This is a genomic window from Kineococcus rubinsiae, assembly GCF_011839805.1.
GTDB classification, from domain to species: domain Bacteria; phylum Actinomycetota; class Actinomycetes; order Actinomycetales; family Kineococcaceae; genus Kineococcus; species Kineococcus rubinsiae.
In genome coordinates, this window is the sequence record NZ_VWPY01000005.1 from 21181 (window position 1) to 43652 (window position 22472).

Annotated in this window: 24 protein-coding genes and 1 pseudogene; 9 read left to right on the top strand and 16 right to left on the bottom strand. The window is 68.1% G+C overall.

From position 1 onward, the window contains the following. Positions 1-175: 175 nt before the first annotated feature. Positions 176-892: a hypothetical protein gene (locus F1544_RS04650; RefSeq protein WP_167582628.1), complete on the top strand. Its 717-nt coding sequence runs from the start codon at positions 176-178 to the stop codon at positions 890-892. Positions 893-966: 74 nt separating this feature from the next. Here F1544_RS04650 and F1544_RS04655 read toward each other — a convergent pair whose 3' ends face one another. The 4 genes and pseudogenes from F1544_RS04655 to F1544_RS04675 all read right to left on the bottom strand — a co-directional run bounded on the left by F1544_RS04655 (position 967) and on the right by F1544_RS04675 (position 5994). Continuing rightward, positions 967-1839 (bottom strand): hypothetical protein, encoded by an 873-nt coding sequence (locus F1544_RS04655; protein WP_167582631.1) that lies wholly within the window; start codon positions 1837-1839, stop codon positions 967-969. Between the two features lie 167 nt (positions 1840-2006). Beyond that, positions 2007-3209: an IS110 family transposase gene (locus tag F1544_RS04660; RefSeq protein WP_208971308.1), complete on the bottom strand. Its 1203-nt coding sequence runs from the start codon at positions 3207-3209 to the stop codon at positions 2007-2009. A 294-nt stretch (positions 3210-3503) separates the two neighbouring features. After that, a pseudogene (locus F1544_RS26795) lies at positions 3504-4689 on the bottom strand (IS110 family RNA-guided transposase); the annotation flags it as partial. 291 nt (positions 4690-4980) lie between these two features. Next, a complete protein-coding gene (locus F1544_RS04675; RefSeq protein ID WP_167582637.1) occupies positions 4981-5994 on the bottom strand; it encodes a hypothetical protein in 1014 nt (337 codons plus the stop codon). Between the two features lie 879 nt (positions 5995-6873). On the opposite strand from F1544_RS04675, the gene F1544_RS04680 reads away from it, so the two are divergent. Continuing rightward, positions 6874-7206 carry a hypothetical protein gene (locus F1544_RS04680; protein WP_167582640.1) on the top strand — a complete coding sequence of 111 codons (333 nt, stop codon included), beginning with the start codon at positions 6874-6876 and terminating at the stop codon, positions 7204-7206. 135 nt (positions 7207-7341) lie between these two features. Here the strand turns inward: F1544_RS04680 and F1544_RS04685 are convergent, their stop codons facing one another. After that, a complete protein-coding gene (locus F1544_RS04685) occupies positions 7342-8301 on the bottom strand; it encodes a hypothetical protein (RefSeq protein WP_167582643.1) in 960 nt (319 codons plus the stop codon). Then, entirely contained in the window at positions 8298-8663 is a 366-nt protein-coding gene (locus tag F1544_RS04690) for a PadR family transcriptional regulator (RefSeq protein WP_167582646.1), read from the bottom strand. Before F1544_RS04690 ends, F1544_RS04685 begins: the two co-directional genes overlap by 4 nt. Positions 8664-8840: 177 nt before the next feature. On the opposite strand from F1544_RS04690, the gene F1544_RS04695 reads away from it, so the two are divergent. Continuing rightward, complete coding sequence (locus tag F1544_RS04695; protein ID WP_167582649.1) at positions 8841-9539, top strand: SigE family RNA polymerase sigma factor; 699 nt, start codon at positions 8841-8843, stop codon at positions 9537-9539. After that, on the top strand, positions 9526-10158 hold the full coding sequence (locus F1544_RS04700) for a hypothetical protein (RefSeq protein WP_167582652.1): 633 nt from the start codon (positions 9526-9528) through the stop codon (positions 10156-10158). Before F1544_RS04695 ends, F1544_RS04700 begins: the two co-directional genes overlap by 14 nt. Positions 10159-10274: 116 nt before the next feature. On the opposite strand, the gene F1544_RS04705 is transcribed toward F1544_RS04700, so the two are convergent. From F1544_RS04705 to F1544_RS04725, 5 genes are all read right to left on the bottom strand, one after another. After that, positions 10275-10859, bottom strand: a complete 585-nt coding sequence (locus tag F1544_RS04705) for a hypothetical protein (RefSeq protein WP_167582655.1) — start codon at positions 10857-10859, stop codon at positions 10275-10277. 191 nt (positions 10860-11050) lie between these two features. Next, positions 11051-12001, bottom strand: a complete 951-nt coding sequence (locus F1544_RS04710; protein ID WP_167582658.1) for a CU044_5270 family protein — start codon at positions 11999-12001, stop codon at positions 11051-11053. After that, entirely contained in the window at positions 11998-12564 is a 567-nt protein-coding gene (locus tag F1544_RS04715) for an RNA polymerase sigma factor (protein WP_167582661.1), read from the bottom strand. Before F1544_RS04715 ends, F1544_RS04710 begins: the two co-directional genes overlap by 4 nt. Positions 12565-13512: 948 nt before the next feature. Continuing rightward, positions 13513-14361 carry a hypothetical protein gene (locus F1544_RS04720; RefSeq protein WP_167582664.1) on the bottom strand — a complete coding sequence of 283 codons (849 nt, stop codon included), beginning with the start codon at positions 14359-14361 and terminating at the stop codon, positions 13513-13515. Then, positions 14358-14969, bottom strand: a complete 612-nt coding sequence (locus tag F1544_RS04725; protein ID WP_167582667.1) for an RNA polymerase sigma factor — start codon at positions 14967-14969, stop codon at positions 14358-14360. The genes F1544_RS04720 and F1544_RS04725 overlap by 4 nt, the downstream gene beginning before the upstream one ends. A gap of 225 nt (positions 14970-15194) precedes the next feature. Here F1544_RS04725 and F1544_RS04730 point away from each other — a divergent pair, with 225 nt between their 5' ends. Both F1544_RS04730 and F1544_RS04735 read left to right on the top strand, forming a co-directional pair. Beyond that, entirely contained in the window at positions 15195-15572 is a 378-nt protein-coding gene (locus F1544_RS04730; protein ID WP_167582670.1) for a PadR family transcriptional regulator, read from the top strand. A gap of 86 nt (positions 15573-15658) precedes the next feature. Then, entirely contained in the window at positions 15659-16276 is a 618-nt protein-coding gene (locus F1544_RS04735; RefSeq protein WP_167582673.1) for a hypothetical protein, read from the top strand. 118 nt (positions 16277-16394) lie between these two features. Here F1544_RS04735 and F1544_RS04740 read toward each other — a convergent pair whose 3' ends face one another. The 3 genes from F1544_RS04740 to F1544_RS04750 form a co-directional block, all read right to left on the bottom strand. Next, positions 16395-17261, bottom strand: a complete 867-nt coding sequence (locus tag F1544_RS04740) for a hypothetical protein (protein ID WP_167582676.1) — start codon at positions 17259-17261, stop codon at positions 16395-16397. After that, entirely contained in the window at positions 17258-17818 is a 561-nt protein-coding gene (locus F1544_RS04745; protein ID WP_167582679.1) for an RNA polymerase sigma factor, read from the bottom strand. Before F1544_RS04745 ends, F1544_RS04740 begins: the two co-directional genes overlap by 4 nt. Before the next feature lie 145 nt (positions 17819-17963). Beyond that, positions 17964-18590 carry a hypothetical protein gene (locus F1544_RS04750; RefSeq protein WP_167582681.1) on the bottom strand — a complete coding sequence of 209 codons (627 nt, stop codon included), beginning with the start codon at positions 18588-18590 and terminating at the stop codon, positions 17964-17966. Positions 18591-18745: 155 nt separating this feature from the next. Here F1544_RS04750 and F1544_RS04755 point away from each other — a divergent pair, with 155 nt between their 5' ends. Further along, the gene (locus F1544_RS04755) at positions 18746-19051 is read left to right on the top strand and encodes a hypothetical protein (RefSeq protein WP_167582684.1); all 306 of its coding nucleotides are present in this window, start codon (positions 18746-18748) and stop codon (positions 19049-19051) included. A 65-nt stretch (positions 19052-19116) separates the two neighbouring features. On the opposite strand, the gene F1544_RS04760 is transcribed toward F1544_RS04755, so the two are convergent. Both F1544_RS04760 and F1544_RS23335 read right to left on the bottom strand, forming a co-directional pair. After that, on the bottom strand, positions 19117-19758 hold the full coding sequence (locus tag F1544_RS04760) for a hypothetical protein (RefSeq protein WP_167582687.1): 642 nt from the start codon (positions 19756-19758) through the stop codon (positions 19117-19119). A gap of 91 nt (positions 19759-19849) precedes the next feature. Further along, positions 19850-20074, bottom strand: a complete 225-nt coding sequence (locus F1544_RS23335) for a hypothetical protein (RefSeq protein WP_208971309.1) — start codon at positions 20072-20074, stop codon at positions 19850-19852. A 456-nt stretch (positions 20075-20530) separates the two neighbouring features. On the opposite strand from F1544_RS23335, the gene F1544_RS04770 reads away from it, so the two are divergent. Then, positions 20531-21091 (top strand): hypothetical protein, encoded by a 561-nt coding sequence (locus tag F1544_RS04770; RefSeq protein WP_167582690.1) that lies wholly within the window; start codon positions 20531-20533, stop codon positions 21089-21091. A gap of 844 nt (positions 21092-21935) precedes the next feature. After that, a complete protein-coding gene (locus F1544_RS04775; protein WP_244307922.1) occupies positions 21936-22457 on the top strand; it encodes a GNAT family N-acetyltransferase in 522 nt (173 codons plus the stop codon). Positions 22458-22472: the final 15 nt, after the last annotated feature.

A 22472-nucleotide genomic window follows, 5' to 3' on the forward strand; every position in this document is an offset into this window, starting at 1 on the left:
AGGGAGTCAGCCGTCAGGCGGTGCACCGCGCCGCCCGCACGGCCGGTTCACTGCACGATCACCCCGCGAGCTTGCGCCCGGTAGATCCTCGCCCCCTAGGGCTGCAGCCGGCTGACCAGACTCGCATCGCTCAAGGCGGTCGAACGAAGCAGAGCACGGACTAAGGAGGAGAGCGGTGAGCTCTCTGGTGCAGGGGGACGCTACGGCCGGCGCTGAGGAGGATGCTCACCGTGCCGCCCGGTGGGCGATGGCAGCGCAGCTGCTGCGTCGGGTGACGGTGGCGCTGCTGATGGTGGTGCCGATGGCGATGTACGCCGCGGCGTTGGCTGAGAGCAGCCGCGCGGTCGGGTGGGGGCTGCTGGTCGTCGTGGCGCTGGCCGTGTGGTTCGCCGCCGACGCGGTGCAGGTGCGCGCCGGCTGGCACGTGCTGCCCGATCAGCATCTGCCACGTCGACGTGACGTGGCGCTGCTGGCGGGGGTAGACGTGGTCGGCGCGGTGCTGCTGATCGCTGGTTTCGGTGCGGTATCTGAAGCGGTGGGGCAGGTGCCAGCGTTGTCGGCGGTCCCAGGAGCTTTCCTGCTGTACGAGCTGGCCTGGTTCTGCAGCGCGGCCGCTATCGGTGCTGTTGTGAAGGTGCTGCCCACCCGGCGTGAGGCTGCTCGTGCGGGTCGCGGCGGGCGGCAACAAGGCTTGGTGAGGCGAACCCGGGTGGGCGTATGGGTGCTGGCCCCGGTGCACTTGGCCTTCGCGGTGGCCACGCTGCTGGTGGCGCAGGCGCGGGCGTTGCCGGAGGTGCGGGCCGACGATCTCGTCTTCAGTGCGTTGGCGGCTGCGGCGTTGCTAGCGGCTCCTCCTTTGCTGCGTCAAGGGCTGTCAGCACTTCGTCGCTAGAAGCAAGCGGTGCCCCGAGCGCGCCATCTGCGGCGTGACCGAGTGCTCGGAGGCGTCCGACTCGGTACGGGCGGCTACATCGGGACGTTGGTCCCTCTGCTGAACACCTCAATGCTGTTGAGCGCGGTACGCGGTTGGTACATGGTCAAGCCGTAGGAGTGCCCACTGCTGGTGGAGATCCATCCGATGCTGGTTCCGGACTCAGCAAGCTGCACCACCGCAGGCTCGTCGTTATTCAGCGTCACGCTCGTTGCGTCCGGACGATGTGCCTGCCCTTGACCCTGGATCGCCTGCAGGTCACTGCCGTAAGACAGCAGGATCCAGCTCATCCCCTCGGCGGCAGCCTCAGCCGTGGTCGCTGTCTGCTCGTCGACGCTGGGAGGCAGGTAGAAGATCTCGACCTGGGTCAGGTCGGCGTCGGTGACACCTGATCCGGTGAGCGGGACGTCGCGATCGAAGATGGCATCACCGGTGCCGCTGGTGCACAGCATCCGGTAGCCCCTGAGCCGGGGGAAGGTCGGCAACGTGATGCCCAGGTGCTCGCTCAGGCGTGAGCAGGACACCGGCGTCGTGTCCGCGGCCACTGGGATCTCCTGGATGAAGGGGTCATTCGTACCCTCCTGCAGACCGTGCGGTTGTAGGGCGGTGACGGCGCGTTCGACGTCGGGCGTCACGTCCAGCGGCGTGCCTGTGGAGACATGCGGGTCGGAGGTGGCTGGGGTCAAGGGCACCTGTTCCTGCGCCCACGGGTGGGACCAGCCCAGCACGCCCACACCCACAAGCACCGCGGCGAGGGGCACGGACTGCAGCACGCGACGGTGTCGATGACGGCGCACACCTGCGCTGTGAGCCCGCCGGCTCAGCCCTTCAGGCACAGGCAGCTGCTCGGCGGTGTCGTGCAGCTGCTGCCGCAGGCGGGTCTCGAAGTGGTCTTCGGAATCGATCACTGCACCCTCCATGGTCCTCGTGAGTCTGCCGCGTCAGTGGCCTGGCGTCGGGGCTCCTCCTGAGACGGCTGCTGCCGCTCGGCGGGCCCGGATTGATCGCCGCTGAGACGGCGCAGGGTGCGCAGCGCCTTGGAGGCCTGGGACTTCACCGATGGTCCTATAGATCGTCAAGTCGTCATCGCAGCTGGTTGGAGTGCTGACGAGACGTTGAGCTGACTGAAGTCTTCCATGATCGCGTGGTAGGCCTGGCGGGCGATGTAGCGCTTCAGGCAGCGCAGGATGTCCCGCTTGGACAGACCCTCTTTGGTGCGGCGTTCGACGTAGGCGCGGGTCTGGGTGCAAAAGCGCATCCGGACGACGGCGATCATGTAGAGGGCGGAGTTGGCGGCCCGGTCACCGCCTCGTTGTAGGCGGTGGCGGTTGGTGATTCCGCTGCTGGCGGGGATCGGGCTGGCTCCGCAGAGCGCGGCGAACGCCGATTCGGAGCTCAGCCGCTGTGGGTTGCCGCCGGCGGTGACCAGGAGTTGACCGGCGTGCTCGGTGCCGACCCCGAACAGGGCCATGGTCTTGGGTGCTGTGGTGGTCAGCAGGTTCGTGAGGTGGACGTTGAGGCCGTCGATCTCGGTGGTGAGGTCCTCGACGCGGCGGCCGATGCATCGCATCGCCCACTTCGTGGCCTGCAGCGGCTCGTGCAGCCGGGCGGCGTCGGGGCGGTAGCGGGCCGCTTCCGCGGCCGCGGTCTTCAGCGGACGCTGGCGTAGTTCGTCTCGCAGCTGCTCAGGAGCGGTGATGATCAGAGCCTTGAGCTGGTTCAGCGCCGCGGTGCGGGCTTTGACGGCTCCCTGACGGGCAACGCGCAGCGCCCGAACAGCTTCCACGACCGTGGTGGTGTCCTTCGGGGTGGCCACCGCCTCGCCGGGAAGTGTCCGTGTGGTGTTGCGCCGGCCTCGTGCCGGTTCAGTTGAGGCGGTCGTGGAGCCTGTCGCCGTGTGGGTACTGGCCAGGGCGCGGCGAGCGGCGTTCTCCGCATCGAGGGAGTCGGACTTGCCGCGCAGAGCCCGTAGTCGCCGGTCGGGGCGGTTGACCTCCAGCACGCTGACGTGTTCCTGCTGCAGGTAGCGGGTTAGCCCGGCGCCGCAGCTGCTGGTGCCCTCGACCCCGACCACGTGCAGGGTTCCGAAGCTTCGCAGCCAAGTCAGGACTTGCTCATAGCCGGTGGCGTCGGCGGTGAACTGGGCTGAGCCCAGCAACCGGCCCTGGCCGTCCAGGGCGGCGGCGTGGTGGGTGCGGCTGTGGGTGTCGACGCCGGCGATGACCTCGGCGGCTTTGCCGCTGCTGACATCGACGACTGCTGCGGTCATGCTGGTCATGTCCGTCCCTTTCCTCGCGGTGAGGGCGGGCTGGCCGGGTCGGGCGGACAAGACGGTGACGGGCTCTGGGCAGGGTCCTATGAGGTCACGTCCGCCCGGCTCAGCGCCGCCGAGGTGGTCGTGCAGCTGCCGGGTCGACAGATCACAGGTAAGACATCCACCGTGGTGGAGTCGGTCAAGCATGAGGTCAGACCCGGCGGCTGCACGACCATCTCATCTTCACCGTCAACCAGCCGCCGCGAGAACGGTCTGTAGGGCCCGGTGCCGGGCGGGGTCGTAGGCGACGCCGTCTTACCAGCAACGCCAGATCACGTGGAGCCAAGCGCGGGCGAGGATGCGGGTGGCGTGGGGGTGGTCGCAGCCGCGAGCACGGGCCTTGCGGTAGAGGTCAGCAGCCCAGGCGTTGGCGTGGTGGGAGTCCCCGGCGAAGTCGGTGACCGCTCCTCTGAGTTCCTTGTCGACGGCCCAGCGGAAGCTGACGATGCGGACCTTGCCGGACTGCCTGGTCGATGGCGTCGCCCCAGCGAGGCTGGTCAGGGACTCCGGCGTTGGGGTAGCGGCCGCGGCAGTCGCCGATCTCGACGAGCAGCCGGGCGGCGCGGACGATCCCGGCCTTGGGTAGCGAGGTGAACACGACGGCGTCGGGGTGCGCGAGCAGCTGGGTCTCGATCTGCTCTTCCAGTGCCTTGATCTGCGTCCGCAGCGCGCTCAGGCCGGCGACGAGGGCGGTCGTGATGTGGGCTCGGGCCTCGGCCTAGTCCCCGACCGTGCCGCGGGTCGCCGCGCTCAGGTGGGCGTGCAGCTGCTCGGCGCGGGCGGGTTGGGGGTAGTGCTGGGTCCGCAACCAGGCTTCGAGTCGACGCGGGGTGAGCCAGTCGACCTTGGCCTGGGTGGGGAAGCGGGTGAGGAAGGCGAGGGTGATCGCGGAGTCGACGTCACGGAACAGCTTGATCGCCCCGGGTAGGACGTCTTCGAGCTGCGCGCGTAGTTGATTGGCCATCGCGATGCGGGCCGCGACGAGGTCCTTGCGGGCCCGGACGGTCATCCGCAGCGTGACCGTGGCGGGGGAGTCTGGGGTGAGGGGGTGCAACCGGCGGCGGTCGGTGCGGACGGTGTCGGCCAGGACGTAGGCGTCGAAATGGTCGTCCTTGTTCCCTGCTGCGCCGTAGCGGTGGCTCAGGTTCTTCACCTGCCCGGGGACGATGACGAAGACGGCGAACCCGGCCTCGAGCAGCGCGTCGACGATGGGCCCGTCGCCGCGCTCGATCGCGACCTCGCCGACCCCAGCACGGGTCAGCAGGCGAGTCATCCGGTGCAGGCCGGCGGTGGTGTGCTCGACCATCTCCCGGACGGTCTGGACGCCCGAGGCGTCGACGACGAAGACGGCGTGGTCAGCGCTGGCCCAGTCGATACCCGCGGTGGGTGCGGTGAAAAGGTCCTTGACCTCTCGACGTGCGGCGTTGACGTATTCGACACTCATGGTCCTCCTTGCTGTTGGCGCAGCAGGTGGGCACCTGGTGGTCTCAGGACGTGGAAGCCGGTCGCTCACTGATCGGCGCTCGATGGCGCATAGCCCTGTCGCCAGTCACTCCCGTCCTGGGACCACCGGACCCCGCAGTACTCATGCCGGACTTGGAGGGTCAGCGCGCGTGGGGCGGTGGTCCGGTGGTGTCCAAGTGCACCAGCAGCCTGGTGCTGCTGGCACCGCACACGGTGCCGCAGGGGACCGCTGGCGGGGAAGAGTCTGCGCAGTGAGCGCGAAGAGCTGGAGTCAGTGGGGGGTCGGACGTGTGGTGTCTTCTTCGCTGTCGAGCAGCCACTGCCAGAGGTGGATGGTGCTGTCTTCGCCACCGGTGCGTAGTGCGACGAGGGTGCGGGCGATGCGGTCGACGTCGCGCATCTGCGGGCTGTTAGCACCATAGGCCTCGGCGGTGGAGGTGTAGAGCGAGCCCAGCGTGTCCTTGTCGTTGTCGGTCAGGCTCGCGGCCGCGCCACGTAGGCGGGAGGCGAAGGCAGCGAATCGATCTTGACCGCCGCTGGTGCTGTGGCCCATGCCGCCGAGCACCTGTTGTGGGGTGAGTACTGCGCCGGCAGCCTGGAGCAGGGCGAGGCGCTGGCGGGGGCGGGGCGCCAAGACCGCGGAGGGGTCGCTCTCACCATTGGAGCCGGTCCTAGAGGTGGCGTAGACCAAGCTTTCCAAGGCGTTGAAATCGCTGGCTCCCATGGGAGCCAACCCGGGGTTGAGGCGCTGGCGCAGGAAGTCCTCCGGCAGAGCGCTGTCCTTGATCGCCTTGCTGGTCAGGATGCGTTGGGCGGCGGCTTCATCGTCAGGGCTGAACTCGAAGACCACGGGCTGACCGTGCTCGTTGAACGTTTTTCCGACGGCATCGACCATAATCTCTGGTGGGACGCTGCGGTAGTCAGCGAGGTCGAAGGCGATCTCGTCAACACGCTTAAGATCGACACCTTGCTCACGTGCGGTGTCGTACAGGGTGCTCAACGCGTCGCGGTCGGTGGCGGTGAGGTAGTTGAAGACAAGGCCGCTGGAGGGCTGAGGGCCGTAGGCGGACTTCGGTTGCGCGGTGGAGTCGCCGTGGAAGAGGCGGTTGAGCATCGTCGCTCGGCCACTGATCTGGACGCTGTCGACAGCGGTAGGCCCAGCCGTGCCCGCGGTGCTGGTGCCCACCTTGGGTGCAGCATGGGGGGTGGTCACCCTGGCGATGGGGGTGCTTGCTGAAGTGGCGGCGGACCGGTAGATGGACCTGACCTGGTCGACGGTGCTCATAGTGGTCTGCTTCCGCTGGTAACGGTCCCTCCGGTCTTCCTTTGCCTCATCGGCGGTGAGGCCGGGACCTGACCCCCACCTGGCTTGGACAAGTAGCTGAGACGTTGGGACAAGTCCACTGAGACGTGGGACAAGTTCACTGAGACTGGGACATCTGTACTGAGACGGGACAAGATGTCCGTTCTCAGTCATCTTGTCCCGGCCCGAGGCTGCGACCTGCGGTGGGACGGATCACTTGAGACAACCAGGGCCCGACCTGGCTCATCCAACTTGTCCTTGTCGAAGGTCACCGGGACCCTGGGGCGCCGCGCCCGGCAGTGAGGCGGGGGGAGTGGTACCCCAAGATCGCGCCCGGACGGCGCCATGATCGCGAGGTCGGCGGTCTGCTCGAGGGCGTGCTGGGTTGCCATGCTGGTTGCATGCACCCCGAGCTGGACGCAGCGCTGGCACCGCTCTTGGTCGACCTGCAGGTGCCCAGCGGTGTCGTGCCAACCGTGGGCAACCGTGAGTGGCAGGACTACCCCGGTGCTGCCAGCTGCTGGTTGCACAGCCCCGATGGCACCGGCATGGGGGTGGGTCCAGACCGGGCAGCCCTTCACCGTGCAGGTGCTCGCCCTGGCCGACCAGGTGCAGGAGTGGGCGGTGGAGGCGCTGTGGCAGCTCGGGCGGCCAGCGTCGTGGCCGGCCTGCCCGTACCACCCCGACCGGCACCCTCTGGCTGCGCGTGAGCACGACGATCACGCGGTGTGGGTCTGCCCCGTCCTGGACGCCAGGGTCAGCACCATCGGAGCCTTGGTGGGCTTCCGCAGCCGCAAGCGGCACCTACGGCGCCGCACCTAATCGCGCCATGACCGCGCGTGTGTAGGTGATGCTGGATCGGTGCAAGCGAGCCTGACTGATGAGCAGTGGAACGCAGTGGAGTCAGGGCAGGTGATCAGCCCTGCCGGCCGCCGGTTCACGCGCCGCTCGAGCCGCATCAAGCGTCGAGACGCTGACCCGCTGATCGCAGGTGGGGCTCCGCTGGTCCTCTACTGGTTCGGTGGTCGGCAGCTCGACTACTTCGACGGCACCGAAGCCGTGGAGCAGTGGAAGGTCGTGCGCCAGGCCTTGACTAGTCAGACACCACAGTTGCGTGGCGACGTCGTCTGGACCGGCGGGCTCTGGGTCGGTGATGACGACGAGGATCTGCTGCTACTGACCGGGCAGTGCTGAGCTCACAACACACGACATGACCGTGCGGTCACGCGAAGGCAGTGAGGACCTCAGCTGGGCTGAGCCGGCGCGGTGCGGACCGTCCCCTCCCAGGCAGTCCGCACCAGCACCGGCTCGACCGGGCGTTGCCGAACCTCAGTGCGCGGCGGCGCCGACACTCCGGCGGCCGCGCCGAAGCGCCCGAACGAGGAGAAGCACGGCCAGCAGGAACAAGATCGACATGAAGGTGGGCGACTGCCACGAGGCGGTCAGCAGTGCCTGCCGGCTCAGCACTACTGCCGCGGCTAAGGCGGCGCGGCCATCGACGATGCTGGCCAGCACGAGTAGCGCCAGCGCGATGAGCGGTGCAAGTGCTACAGCGGTGTCCTGCGGACTGTTCGGTGCTGTCGCCTGCAACACGCCACCCAGACCGGCCACGGCCATCACCAGCCAGCTGAACCGCCACCGCCACGGCCGTGTCGCCGCCGCCACTGCGGCTACCCCGCTGCGAGATGAGGCGACAGCGACTGCGGCCACCAGTAGTAGCGCGAACACCGGTAACCCCAGGTTGTCCAGCCACGGGTTGACCACGCCGTAGCGGCTGATTGTCTCGCCGGGGCCGCTGTTCACGAGGTTGTTGGCCATCACGGTCAGCAGGTTCAACGCCGCCATCACCGCCGCCGCAGTGACCTTCCCGCGCATCACCAGCAGGAAGCCGGCCAGCGCTGACACCAGGCTGGCGACACCGAGGCCGGTCAACACCGGAGTCGTGGAGATGTCGCCACGGGCCCCTGCGAGCAGGAACCAAATGTGGCCCGACATCGAGCTAGCCAGGAGGAGGACCATCGCCCAGCGCAAGCCCTCCAGGAGGGTGCTCGGGCGCTGGCTGAGTCCGATCTGCGCGCGGGCGCGCAGCGCGCCGTTGACCAGTGCGAGAACCTCCTGAGCTCGTACGCGGGGCGGGTCGCCGGCGGTGTCCAGCAAGGTGCTGAGCGCCTCCTCGCCGTGCTCATGGCGGAAGGGGCCCGGGTACAGGCGCAGCCACCGGCGGTAGGTGCGCTCGACCCGCAGAGAGCGTTCCTGCGCCCGGTTGGTCGACTGCTGCGCGGAGCTCATGCCATCCCCCATCCAGGTGCGAAAGCGGTGCCGGCCGCACCGATGCCTCGACCACGCGTGGCTGCGCCCGTCACGACACGTGCAGCTGCGGTCATCCGCTCGGCCTCCGCGTGTACCGCCGTCCGTCCGGCCGAAGTCAGGGAGTAAGTGCGGCGAGTGCGGCCACCGACCACTTCAGGTTCCCCCGCACTGATGAGTCCCTCGCCGGCCAGGCGGTCCAGTGCGCCGTACAAGGTGCCCGTGGACAGGTGCACACGGTCTTCGGACAGAGCACTGACCTGTTGGAGGATCGCGTAGCCGTGCTTAGGACCGTCCAGCAGGGCAGCGAGGGTGAAGTAGGTGGGCTCACGCAGCGGAGGCATGAACCGACCATAGGTTGGTAGCCGACATGTCGACGTCCGACACGCCGCTGTCCTGTGCCCTGTGCTTGGCGCGAGCAGCGGCATGACCTTGAGATGCGGGGGTCCGTCGCGCGAGCTTGAGTCGATCGGCGCGATGCTCTGTCAACCTTTCGAGACGCTGACCTCGTTGAAGGAGACATGGGGCTACTGGGCCGGCGCGACGAGGAGTTCACCACCTTCGTCGCCCAACACGGCGACGCGCTGCTGCGCGCCGCCCACTTCTTGACCGGTGACCCGTGGGCGGCGGAGGACCTTGTCCAACTCGCCTTGACCAAGACCTACCTGGCCTGGCCAGCGGCTCAAGGCAAGGTGTCTTACGCCTACGCCCGGCAAGCTTTGCTGAGTGCCCACACCGACACCTGGCGGCGACGTCGCTGGCGTGAGGACACCACCGCCCCCGAAGACCTGCCTGCTCACCCACCTGCCGGTGCCGCTGCTGGCGCGCCGACCTGGGCCGATCCCGCGCACACGGTGGCCGACCATGACGCGGTGGATCAGGCGCTGCGACGACTGACACCGCGCGAACGCGCCGTCATCGTCTTGCGCTACCTCGAAGACCTGACCGAGAAGGACACCGCTGCCCTGCTGAACGTCAGCATCGGCACCGTCAAGGCCCTGCACTCTCGAGCTTTGGCCAAGCTGCGCGCGGACCCTGCCAGCGCACAGATGAGCGATGAACCACCCAGCCCGCTCGGCGCAGCCGTCGCTGCGCACTCACCGGTGGGCAAGAGCGCTGAGCCCCTCGGCAGCGCCGAGCTCACCACCGGTCGTGGGCTCGGCATCTCCCGCTTCGTCAGTCGCGCTACCAGGAAGGACAGCAGCTGTGTCGATCAGTGAGCAGCAGATCCGCCAACACCTACGCACCGCCCCCGTCACCGGCGCGGTCGATGTTGCGGCCATCATCGCCACCGGCCGCCGTCGCCTGCGGGCACGCCGCCAGCGACGTGTTCTGGCCGCGGTCGTCCCCGCCCTCGCGGTGGTCATCGCCACCGGTGTGGCCCTCGAGCACCCAGGCCGCGGTGGCTACGAGCTGGTGGCGGCAGGCCTCACCTTGAGCGCGAGTTCGCAGGGGTCGGTACAGGTCGACACAGACCGGGTCGACATGGGCAACGGGCTGCAGGCCTGGCGCGAAGGTGACGTCGTCAATGTTGGCTACCCCAACGGTGCTTATAGCTGGATGGACATGAAGGAGTGGACACAACAGCAGCGTCCACAAGGCCAGTACGACCTCGCGACCTACGGTGGGGAGGGAGCTGGCGCGAGCAGCACAGTCGTCGTAGGAGCTGTGCGCGGTGAGCCGAAGCAGGTGAGCGCGACCATCGAGGGAACCACGGCCACAGCCACCATCGCCTGTTTCACCCAAGCCGAAGGCTGGTGCGTCTACGCCGCCCTGGTGCCGGCGATGGTGACTGACTACTCCATCGACCCGGCGGCGGAGGTCGACATCCAGTTCTAAGGCGCACGTCACGTTGGTACGTCGCAGACTCCGACTGCGCGGACGGCGGCGTGAGTGCGTCTTCACCCCACCGGCGCTATGACCGTGCGTCTGGCCATAGAGTCGGGCAGCCCCAATCAGCTCTGTGAAGCAGCGCCGAGGCGCTGCGTAGCGGGACGTACACCTGGCTCGTTGTTGGCTGCGCTCCACAAAGCGTGGGCGATGGCGAAGTACCCGAACAAGCGCCCACCAGACTCCGTGCGCATAGCCAGAGCGTCGATCGCGTCGGCGCCGAGGTCGACGTAGTTGCGGCAGCGGTGGGTGAGCTGGTCGAAATCATCAGGAGCCAGGCTGGTCGCGCGCCCGATCGTGACATCGATGAGCTGAGGGCTCCCTTGTCCAGCCTGCAAAGCCGCTGTAAAGGCTCGTCCCTGCTTGATGCACTCGGCAGCGCTGGTCAACCAGGACTGAAGCGCTCCGCTACTGGCTTCCGGATCAGCCCACGGTGGGACCGGTAGCTCTTCCAGCTGCTTGCGCAGCATGCTCACAGCCTCGAGAGGAGCTGCAGCGTCCACGTCCACGCCGAGGGCACGCCCCATCTCGATGAGCTGGTGCTCGAGGGTGCGGGTGGTCAGGGTGAGCCGGGCCAGGGCCAACAGGTACGGCTCGGCTTCGGTGGAGTCTTCCCAATGCGTCCTGTTCACCTGGTCAGCGTGGTCCATGCCGCCGAACGAAAGCATCCACCTCTGGGGGGACCTAGACGCCTGCTTCAAGGACGTGGCGGTACACCCTCGATCAAGACGCCACCTTTGGCTGGGATCGCGCAGGCAACGACGTCTCAACATCAGTGCGGGTCTCCTGCGGTGGGTCTGGCGGTGCAGCTCCTCTCTTGTCACCGCACCGCCGACCCACTTCAGCAGCTGTGCTCGGGCACCGAGCCAGGCCCGCACAGTGGGGGCTGCGCTTGGGGTGCGGTGTCGCTGGGCTCCTGCACGAGCTGGGTCATGCGCCACTCCACGTCCCCGTGCTCGTCGAGGTAGTGGCTCTCGAGCAGGGTCCCGGTCTCGGGATCGAGGATGTAGACGATGCGGAACCAGCCTTGGTCGAGCTCATCACGCTCGATCGCGGTGCCGTGACGGCCGATGGCGTCGGTCATGGGACCCACGAGCTCGACATCGGGGATCTGCGCGGCAACTTCCCACAGCGCTTGACGCAGTGCCGGTGATGCGGGGCTCTCCCGCAACATGCCGGTCACGGTCTCCCACAGCTCGTTGTCCTCCCCGGAAGGATGGCCGGCGACGTTCTCGCGCAGCAGGGCCCCGAGTGCGTCGGGGTCGGTGGGCAGGGCCTCGAGGTCCTGCCAGGAGAACGCGGCGCCACCGCCGGCGGGAAACCTGGCCGGGACACCGTCTGAATCCGTCCGGACCTTCGTGGGGTCGACGACATCCCCGGTCACACCGCTGCCCTCATCACGCATGACGCTCTCTTGGGTTCGTCCCAACCAGATCTCGCGCTGGTACGGCTTGGTAGCGGGGTAGTCGACTTCGGAGCGCACGTACCAGTACGGGGCCCCGGTGGCCGGGTCGGGCTGCTGACCTGCCGCCTTAGCGGTCACGAGCAGCACTTGCTCTGCTGAGGCTGACGGGGCAGTGGCCAGAGGCAGAACCAAGACCGTCGCGGCTACAGCGGCTGCGCCGGCCAGAGCGGTGATGGCCCAGCGGCGCGAGCGACGACGGCGAAGCGCTACGACGCCGGTGTCGGCCTGCCCCATCGCGTCCTGGAGTTGACGGTGCCCGGTGTGCAGCTGATCGTGGGTCGGCTCGCTCACGCTGCCGGCCTGCTTGGCGAGGATGTCGATGTTCATGGGGAGTCCTCCAACGGAACGAGGGAGCGAGCAGCAGTGGCCAAGAAGGTCTGAGCCCGCTGGCGGGCCCGGAAGAGACGCGTACGAACGACCGTCGAGGCCACCCCGAGGGCTTGTGCGGCCTCGGTGACACTGAGTCTTTCCCAGGCGACGAGGAGGAAGGCCTCTCGTTCGGCAGGGCTCAGTGATGCCAGTGCCTGGCGTAGCTGGTCGCGCTGCGCGCGGGCATCGACTCGCTCGTCGACCGCATGCCAGTCGACCCCCACGTCGGTGTCGATCACAGCGCTGGGTCGCTGCTTGCGCAGGTGGGCCCGCACGATGTTGCCGCTGATGCCGTACAGCCAGGGCAGGGCTGAGCCGCTCTTGTGGGGGCGGTAGCGCTCCCGAGCCTCCAGCGCCGCGACGAAGACGTCACCGAGCAGGTCTTCAGCCGCCACCGGCCCGGCGCGCCGGGCGATGAAGCGGAACACTGCCGCCGCATGCCGCTCGTAGAGCTCACCCAAGGCCTCCGGGCGCAGCAACGACCGGGCCAAGAGCTCACCATCTGTCGACTCGTTGGTCACCACACTCCTATGCGTCACGGGCCAAGAGCGTGACAGCCGAGGCGACGTGCGCAGCAAGACGTGTCTGCGCACCCCGGCAGGCAACCGCACGCAGGAGGGTCCCTACATGCGCTTGGCGGTGACCATGACGTCGTCCCTCGGCGGGGGAGTAGATCACCCTGTGTGCCGTCATCTTGCTGGCGGCTCTCAGCGTCCGTTAGGTGACCCGGCCGCCGCCAGGTGATTACTGGGCGCCGGCCCTGAGTCCGAATTGGTCGCGGTCACGGTCAGGTCCGCCCGGCCACCTATGGGGCGTTGGAGCCCCTTCAGGTGCTGCTTGACCCGCGTCCAGTCGAAGCACCTTCGGTGCTGGCGTGTCCTTCGTTGCCGGGTGCAGCCTGGGGTCGCTGGGACAAGTAGCTGGGACGTTGGGACAACAAGACTGGGACGTGGGACAGGTTCACTGGGATTGGGACATCTTTACTGGGACGGGACACAAACCGCCGCCTGTCCGTTCTCAGTCATCTTGTCCCAGCTCGAGGCTGTGACCAGCGGTAGGACAGGTCACTTGAGACGGTCGGGGCCCGACCTGTCTCATCCAACCTGTCCTTGTCGAAGATCACCGGGACCTGGGGGCGTCACGATTGGTAGCCAGGCCCTGCTGGGACCCTCCCGTGAAGGTGCGTTGGCTGGCTGGTCCCCGACGCCCGGCAGCATGGACTGATGCGGACCACGGACGAGAAGCTGACGGTCGAGCTGGCGGAAGGTATCGACGCCGAACGCGAGGCAGCAGGCATCTGGGCCCGCGCGACCGCCAGGAGGACCAGCTGCCTTCGGCGGCCCCGGTGGAGGACAAGCTCGCGGGCATCCGGTAGACGCTGGCCGAGCGGCATCTGCGGTCGCCGTCAGCCGCGCGACCGCACGGACGGCGGCGTGAGCGCACAGCCAGCGGCCTGCCTGGACGGCTTCCTATGGCCAGGAGATGTCGGTGAAGGACGGGTTGGTGGCCAGGGCTCGTAGCTGGGCGGTGCTGATGAGAGGGGAGTCGAAGGAGCGGCCAGGGGCTAGGTCGGCTTCGGTACTGGCGTCGAGACGGGTGTCGGCGCTGACGACGCGCCCATCGGGGTAGATCGCGGTGACGCTGGTGTGCCAGCCCTGCAGCTCGCCCCCAGGTGACTGATTTTCTCGCACGAGGCGAGTGTCGAGGATTCGTGTGGTGACCAGCCGAATGCCTTCGGTCAGTTGCTCGGTGGTGCACTGGGCCTGCGGCAGGCAGGTGGTCTGTTCGGTGGAGATGAAGCCGTCGGCCAGGCTGCCGACTTGGACGCTGAGGGCAGCTAGGGGAGTGCTGCGCCGGTCCTGGTAGGTCATCGACCAGCCCAGCATCTTCCCGGTGTCGCCGTCGCTCACCGGTCCGACTGAGACGGTCCGGTTCAGGTCGGCGTCGATGCTGAGGAGGGCGTCGCGGAAGACGGTGGTGGCGATGGACTGCGGGTCAGGGATCCGCGACGGGGACGGGACAGCCGGCTTCGGACTGGCCGGCGGTGCGCTGGCGACCGGTACCTGGGTGGTGGATGTCCACGACCCGTGCGAGGTCCACAGCGCACCGGTGACGACGAGCAGGGCGGCGGCGGTCGGTAGGGCCACCAGGGTGCGGCGCCGGGTGCGTCGGCGGCGGCCGCGTTGACGTACCTCGTCCAGGTCAATACTCGGGGGTGGGGGGCGGACGCCCGTGATGGCGTCGGCCACGGCTCGCGCGAGGGGGTCGGTGGCCCCGCCCGGACCGGCCGGGCCGGTGGTGTCGAAGGAGCGGGTCATGACTGGCCTCCGGTCTTCGTGCACTCACCTGAAGGACGAGCGGGGCTGACGCGAGGTTCGGGGCCGCCGCGGTGGTGGTCGCCGTAGTCATCGCGGTAGCCGGGTCCGAGATGGGCCTGCAGAGCGGTGCGGGCGTGGTGGGCCTGGCTCTTGACGGTGCCTTCGCTGATGTTCAAGGTGTCGGCGACTTCGCTGACGGTGAGGTCTTCGACGTAGCGCAGCAGGACGACGGCGCGTTGCCGCGCTGGTAGTGCGGCGATGGCGGTGAGCAGGTCGAGGTTGAGGCTGGTGGCCTCAGCGGTGGGTGTCTGCGGGTCTGGTGGGTCTTCGTCGGCGTGGAGGCCGAGGTGGAGTCCGGTGGTCTCTCGTCGGCGCCAGGGGCGGCGTTGCTCGGAGATGAGGTGGCGCAGCATGGTGGTGCGGGCGTAGGCGAAGGGGTGCTCGTCGCGGCGCACTCGTGGCCAGGCGGCGTAGACGCGTTCGAAGGTGTCTTGGACGAGGTCGTCGGCGCGGTGCCAGTCCCGGCTCCAGGCGAAGGCCAGTTGCCGTAGCCGGGGCATGGCTGCAACGGCGAAGGCGTCGAACGACGCCTCCAGCTCCTGTCTCATCAGGCACCACCTCCTGCCTCATGTACGCAGCAGCCGTCCGGGAGGTTGCACGAGCTCGCGCGGAAAGTGTGACGACATCACAAGGTCCCGCAGAGGATGCCGTGACTGCGTGACAACGCGCTTCGCGACTTGATCGTTCGTCCCGCGCCGCGGCATGAGCGGTAAATGTTCGGGGCCTGCTCGACGAGGTCGACGACTCAGTAGTGGGCCGCTACCTTGTGAGGCATGATAGTTGGGCCCGGTACCGCCGCAGATGGTGAACGACGAGCGCAACTGCTGCGCGGATCGCTGGACTTGTGTGTCCTGGCCGCACTCGATCAGCAACCCAGCCACGCCTACGAGCTCGCCACCCGCCTGGCCGAGGCGGGCTTGGGTGAGGTCAGCTACGGCACCGTGTACCCGCTGATCACCAGGCTGCGTCGATCCGGTCTGCTGCACGAGCAGCAACAACTCAGCCCGCTGGGTCCAGCCCGAAAGGTCTTCTCCCTGACCAAGGCCGGGCGCGCGGCCCTCACCGACTGGCTGGCGCTATGGCAGCGCAGCACCAGTGACGTCGAGGCCGTGTTGCGGGCCACCGGGGTCTGGGCGGGGGAGCGACGATGATCACTCCGTCAGGCCGGGACCGGGACGCGCCGGCCGCGGTGCAGTCGGTGGTCCGGGACGCGGAACGGTCCTGGCGACGACTAGGCGTGCCCCGTGCGCTGCGGGACCCGGTGGTCGCGGACGTCTGCGCTGACCTGCACGCCGCCTACGGTCAAGGACGGACCCCGGAGACGGTTCTGGGGATGACGGTGGCGGAGTTCGCCGAGCAGGTGGCCCGTGAGAACGGCTGGCTGGTGGCGTGGCCGATGTACGGACGTCTACTGGCCAGTGCAGCCGTGGGCGCAGCGGCCGCGATACTGGCTGGGTTCGCCCTGGTGCTTCCGTCGATGTACCTGGTGCTCGCGGCCGTTGGTCACGTCCTCGTGTGGGCTGGTTCGGACGCCGAGGGCTATCGCGAGAGCAGCCTGAACGCGGGGATCGTGTACGCGATGTACGCACTCTTCGGGGTGGGGTTCGTGGCGGCGGTGCTGACTGCGGTGCGGTGGGGGCTCAAGGCTGCAGTGCAGCTGCGCCAGACCTTGAGTGCGGGGGCAGTGCTGATTGCTGTCTCGGCCGCCGTTTCCGTGCCGTTGGCGGTGGCCATTGGACATGTGAGCCGCTTCAGCAGTGCGCCCCTGGTGGTGGCGGCGGAGTTCGGGCTGGTGCTGGGCTTGGCCGGCGCTGCGTTGGTCGCCGCTAGAGCATGGGCGCTGCGCCTGTCCTGACCTCCCGCAACGCGGCATGAGCACGCGTTCCGGGCGGCCAGCGGCATGAGCAGATATTCGGCGGTAGCGCCGCGTGGTCGATGCCGCAGGAGCCTGGCTGCTTGGCGGCACTGACTGCTTAAGAGGGCAGGGTCGGCTGGACATCGTGCAAGACGGTGCCGTCGACCAGGGTGAGGTCGTAGGTCAGGACCGGCTCTGGCCCTCGCCGACCGCTGGGTTGGGCGGGTTCGTGCTCTAAAGCGGTTCCTGGCCACCAGGCTACGTATCGCCCACCTGCGACCGAGGCGCGCACGAGGATCGCGCCGGCGTGGATGGTCACCCCCAGCACCTCGGTCCCCACCGCGCCGTCGGTGACTGACGCCTCGTGGTACTCGAAGATTGCCCCTTGGGTGAAAGCCCTCGCCGAAGCGACCTGGGCCGGTCCGTCGCTGCCCGCTGCGCCGGCGGAAACGTCGTCGACGTCAGCGCTTCCGCGGGGATTGCGCGCCAGGCAGGCGCCGGACATGTCCGGGTCCTCGGTGCGATACAGCAGGACGACGTGATCGCCGCGCCGCTCAGCCAATACTAGGCGGGCTTGCTGCAGGTCCAGGGAACCTCCGCGCAGTTGGGCTCGACAGGCGGGTGCCACCACGTCGATTTCATGCTCGCTCAGAGGTGCGGGCTGCGGGGTCCAGGACGCGTAGGCCATGTCGTCGTCTCCTGGGTTGAGGAAGGTCAGGCAGGTGAAGGTGAGGGTGGCCGCGGCTGCGCCGGACAGAAGGACACGCCGCCCGGGGTGTCGTCGCGCAGGCTGTCGTGCGGGGGCGTGCGGGTGGCCGGCCCCGGTGGCGGGCTCGGTGGAGGGGTCGGTGGCCAGGATCCGCTCAAGCGTCGCGCCGGCGCGCTGTTGCTCCTGGGCGGTAAGGGCCGCGGCAGCCGGGTCTAGAGAGCGCAGTGCAGCCCTGAGGTCGGAGTCGTCGGGGCGGGGGGTGGTGGGCGTGGTCATGGCTGGGTCTCCAGCTGCGTGGAGGGAGTGTCGGTGGGGGTGAGGTGGGCGCGCAGTGCGCGGCGGGCGCGCACCAGCCGCAGGCGGTAGGCGGTGGCGCTGATCCCTAGGACTTGGGCTGCTTGCGGGGAGGTCAGATCGTCCAGCGACGTCAGGGCGAGGACCTCTTGCTGCACGATGCTCAGACGTCGCCAGGCGGCGGCCAGGTCCAGGCGTTGGGCGATCAGGTCGGCTTGGGCGTCGGCGGCGCTGAAGTTCTCCGTGGAGGCGAGTGCGGCCGCGTCGATGAGTCGCACGGCGAGGGCTTGCTGGCGTTGCTGGCCGCGGTGGGTGTTAAGTAAACAGTGGCGGGTGATGCCGAACAGCCACGCTCGCGCGTCGTCGTGTCTGCTGGGTGCATCGTCCAGGCGTCGCCAGGCCACGAGGAAGGCGTCGGCGACGACGTCTTCGGCCTGGGTGGGGTGCACGCGACGGCGCGTGAAGCGCAGCACGTCGGCGTGTGCGTCTGCGTACAGCGCCCGGAAGCGTGCTTCACGCTCGGGCTGCAGTGCTCTCACATCCCCTACCTGTCCACTAGGGCAGGAAGTGTGTCACCGGACGTCGTAAAAGATCAGCGACTCAGCGCTCTTCGACAAGACCGTGACGTCGTCGACGTCCTGGTCGCGGCATCACCGCTCGTTCTTCGAGGTGCTGATGAACAGGTCAGAGGGAGGGCCATACCGGCTGAGCGCGAGCGGCAGCGTCAAGGAAGGGCTGGGCGTCCAGTTCGTGGACGGTGGTCTCGATGCCCCGGTCCATCCACTGGCAAACCAGCTTCAGCTGCCCCACTGGCGGTAGCGGCCACAGCCAGTAGTCCCGGTCGACCGAGCGCGGACCGCCGCCTCCGCCGCCGCCGTTGAGGACGGGGCGGTCGGGCTGCCACAGACGGTCGTCCGCGCCTTGATGGTCCTGGTTGGGCTGCTCGTCCCACACCGGGGGGTCGACGTTGGTGGCCCGGCGTCCGTCGGCCAGCTCGAAGCCCCACTTCAACCGCCCCGCCTGCCAATCGGGTCCCATGCTGTGGGCGTAGGGCCCGTCGAAGACCTCGGCATTCAGGTCGTGGCCCTGTGCCCGCCCGCGGATGCGCACACCCAGGGTCATGGCGAGCCCGGTCGGGAAGGCACGGACACCGGTCAGCAGGACCACCGCGTTCTCGGAGCGGCCTAGGACCAGCTCGAGAGGCACCACGCCGGGGACGACGTCATCGGGGGCGTTGGACCAGACCGGTTGCGGCGGGTCGTCGTGCTCCCCGTCGTCGGAGGGCGGGGGCGGGTCGGGGAAGAAGTCCACGGGTGGTCCTCCTGCGCGTGTCGGTGCGAAAGGGCAGCATGCCACTCGCTCGTCGGCAAGATCGTGAAGTCGTCGACCGTCCTTGATCGCGCGCGGACGGCGGCATGACCGGACGTTCCGCCTCGGGCGAGTGTGCGACCTGTGACCATGGCGGGATGGACGTCCACGGCGTAGATCCCCGCGACATCAGCTGGGAGCTAGCTCAGCCGGTCTACCGCGTGTATTTCTGGGGCTTGCCGGGGCCGGATGTCGCACGGGCCTGCGATGAGCGACGGATCAGCGGAGCCGGCGACGTCGAGGAGGTCTTGGAGTGGGCGCACCGTCACGCTCAAGGACGCGTTTTCGTCGCCTACGTCGAAACGAGCGATGCCGACGCGCGAGGTCTACTGCGCCTGTTTGGCGAGGACCCCCTGCTTAGCGACGGGGGAACGCCTGGGGTCCCCGCGACGGCCGCTGGCTGATGCACTGAGGCGCCACCGTGGCGGCATGATCGCGCGACCAGCGGTATGAGCGCGCAGGTGACCAGTCAGGGCCACAGGAGACGGGAGTGTTCGGCGGCCTGGCGCAAGACCTCGGCGTCGACCTCGGTGACCGTTTCGCCGATGCCCCGCTCGGCCCAGGAGCACACCAGGCGCAGCACCCCGGGCGGCGGCAGCGGCCATAACCAGACGTCCCGGCTCCAGGTATTCATGAAAGTGCTGGGGCGGGTGGTGGCCTCCATGACCGGGTGATCGACCAGCCACTCGGCAAGATCCACGCCCTCAGGCACCCCGGTGGCCTCCCATGGGGACTCATCTAGTGAGGTGACCTTCTGGCCGTCGGCGAACTGCACTCCCCAGCGCAGGCCGCCGGCGGGCAGCGCCAGGCTGAGGCTGCCGCGGCCGTGGTGCAGATTTAGCCGTTCGACCAGGTCCCGTGCTGCGCGGCGGTGGGTCTCGCGGAAGCGCAACACCAGCCGCAACTCGACGCCGTGGGGGTAGGCGCGGGCTCCCTCGAGCAGGACCACGGTGTTGGTTGAGCGGCCCAGCTCGACGCTGAAACCGACGACGCCGGGGATGAGGTCGGCCGGCGGCGCGGCCCAGACGGGGGTGGAAAAAGGGACGTCATCGAGGTCGTCGGCAGCCAGGGTGTCGCTTGGGATGGGGAAGAACGAGGCTTCGCTGCCCATGGTGACCTCTTCGTCGGTGGGTGAGCACTATTGATCGAAGGTAGCTGGTGGTCTTGTTTGAGATCGCCCGCATCTCGACATGAGGGCAAGATTACCCGGGGCTCGGGACGCCGGTCAGCCGTGCTCGGATCTGGGCGCTGATGTCCACGTCGTGGGGAAACGCCGCCAGCTCGCCCGCCCCAACGGGCACCCCCTGCTCCTGGGCGATACCCGCCAGGTAGGCCCAGTGCAGCGCCGCACCCTCTTCATAGGAGCGCCCTTCGAGCGGCTCGTCGGGCCCGACCACCGTGCGTGCGGTCTGCGTCAGCGTTTCCACCGACTCGTAGGACCAGATACCGCTGGGGCCACTGGCGGCTCAGCCGCGGTCGTCGAGCAACGTCAGTCGCCGTCCACCAGTGAGCTCGTGCAGCGCAGAGACGGACAGACGTCGATCGTCGTTGGGCTCAGGTCCTGCCGTCTCGTCGATGTCGATGGACGTGATCAGTCGCCTGGCATCGCACATGCCTGCAGCGTGACTCACGACGGTCCTGCACGGACCCGGCCAGCACCGATCGGTCCCTTTAGCAGTTATCCATACAGCATCCCGCGTCCCACAGCCGACCCGTTATGAGACGTCGACCGCGCAAGGTCAGCGGCATGAGTAGCCCGCACAGGAAAATGCATAGATCTCCCAGAGTTTTGCGCCCCTAAGGGGGGCCGCGAAACTGTTGTCCAGCGTTAGGATTTCCGGGCCGGGCGAAGATGGCCGGCCTTACTCGAACGGGGGGTCCTCATGAACGGACGTTCGATTGTACGGGCTGCGGCATTGGCCGCCGTCGTCACGTTGTTGCCAACGGCAGCCGCCCACGCCGCCAGTCCCGTCCCGAGCGCTACAACAGCGCCGACACCAACCACGACCATCGTCCCTGCCACCTCGACTGATCTACCCAAGGGTCATGCGAACTACACCACCCAAGGCAGCGGTCAGGCCGTTGCGCCTGCCAGCCTCGCTCAGGCTGCTGCCGCCTCTTGGGTCTGCACCGTCTACGCATCTGACCCCCGCAAGGCCGGCATCTTCATCGACGGGGACGGCAGCCAGTTCTGCAGTGGCGCCGGTTACGCTCCTCAGAGGTTCACCGTTTCCGTGCAGCGCAGCCGCTGGTACGGGTGGCAGGGCATGCACAGTCAGTCGTCGTCTTGGAGCTCGAGTTCCTTCTCGGAGCTCTACGGCGTCGGCTATGACTGCAGTGGCGACGGTACCTACACCTACCGTATTGTCACGACTGGGAAGGCGGCCGGCGGCACCTCCACAGGATCCGTGCAGTCGTTAAACTACCTTCGCGTCAGCTGCTGACTATCTGGGGTTCCAGGTGGAGGAGACAATGAAGTTCGAGCACTTGCATCCACACATCACACTGCGATCCCGCGCCGCGTCTTTTCGTTACAGCTTGCACGAAAGCTGGCGTCGGTTGAGGGGACGACCCTCTCCCGAGGGGCACATACCAGCTTTCGACCGCTCCTTGCCGACCTCGCAAGCAAGTTACAGCGGCGAGCAGGGGCAAGAGCGCTAAAGTGCCCTCTCGTCTGAGTTCGCGAACCGAGAACAATGGGAGTGCCCCGACCCAAGGTGGCCGGGGCACTTTCGTTTGCCGCTAAGTGGATAAGCGGCAGTCAGTAGCGTGCAGGTAGTGGGGACGTCGTCTCGCTGGTGGGGGTGGACATCCGGCGATCGTTGTTGGACTCAGGTCCGCCGTTTCGTCGATGTCGATGGACACATGATTAGTCGCCTGACGTCGGACATGCCTACAGCCTGGCTACGCCGCTCCTGCCCAGGCCAGACGCGGGACCGAGGTGCCGACTCTGCGTGGCGCCCGCCCCTCAGGATGAGGGTCACCCCACGGAGCCGTCGTCGGGCGCGGCCAAACACCGGTCAGTCACCTTGGAGATTTCTACAACGGCATCTCCTGTCCCACAGCCGACCGGTTGTGAGACGCGGTGGAGGAACGGCCTCAGCGTGTGACCTGCAGCGGTGAGCGGCGTCTTGCTGACGGCGCTACATGGCGGGCCGACTGCGCACTGAGCGCGGCGTGATCGTGAATACTTCGCGGGCTACCTGGCAGGCTTGATCGGTGACTGATCTTGATCAAGAGGACCCCACCCCGCTCCAGACGGTGTCGTGGCCGTTGCACACTGCCCGGTTGAGCATCCGGCGGGCCACCGCTGAGGACGAGGACTCGATGTGGGTCTACCGGCGACTGGACGACGTCAGTCAGTGGGGGTCCTGGGGCCCCGTCGATCAGGAGGACTGGCGGACGATTCTGGCGCCGCGCCTGCGCGACGTGCTCGTCATCGAGCTCGACGGCCGCATCGTGGGCGACTTCATGGTGAAGGTCGTGGCGGGCTGGGCCCAGCGTGAGATCCGCGACCACGCCCGCGGAGTGCAGGCTGAGCTCAGCTGGGCGCTGGACCCGGGCGTGGGAGGACACGGATACGCCACCGAGGCACTGCGGGAGGTGCTGCGGATGTGCTTCGAGGACCTGCACGTGCGCCGCGTGGTGGCCAACGCCTTTGCTGCGAACGAGGCCTCGTGCCGGCTGGCTGAACGGGTGGGGATGCGCCGGGTGCTCTACGCCCCCGCTGAGCTCCTGCACCGCGACCTGGGGTGGCTGGACGGGGTTGGGTACGCCTTGCTGGCGCAGGAGTGGTCGGCGACTCGCTAAGCACCGGCGGGCTAG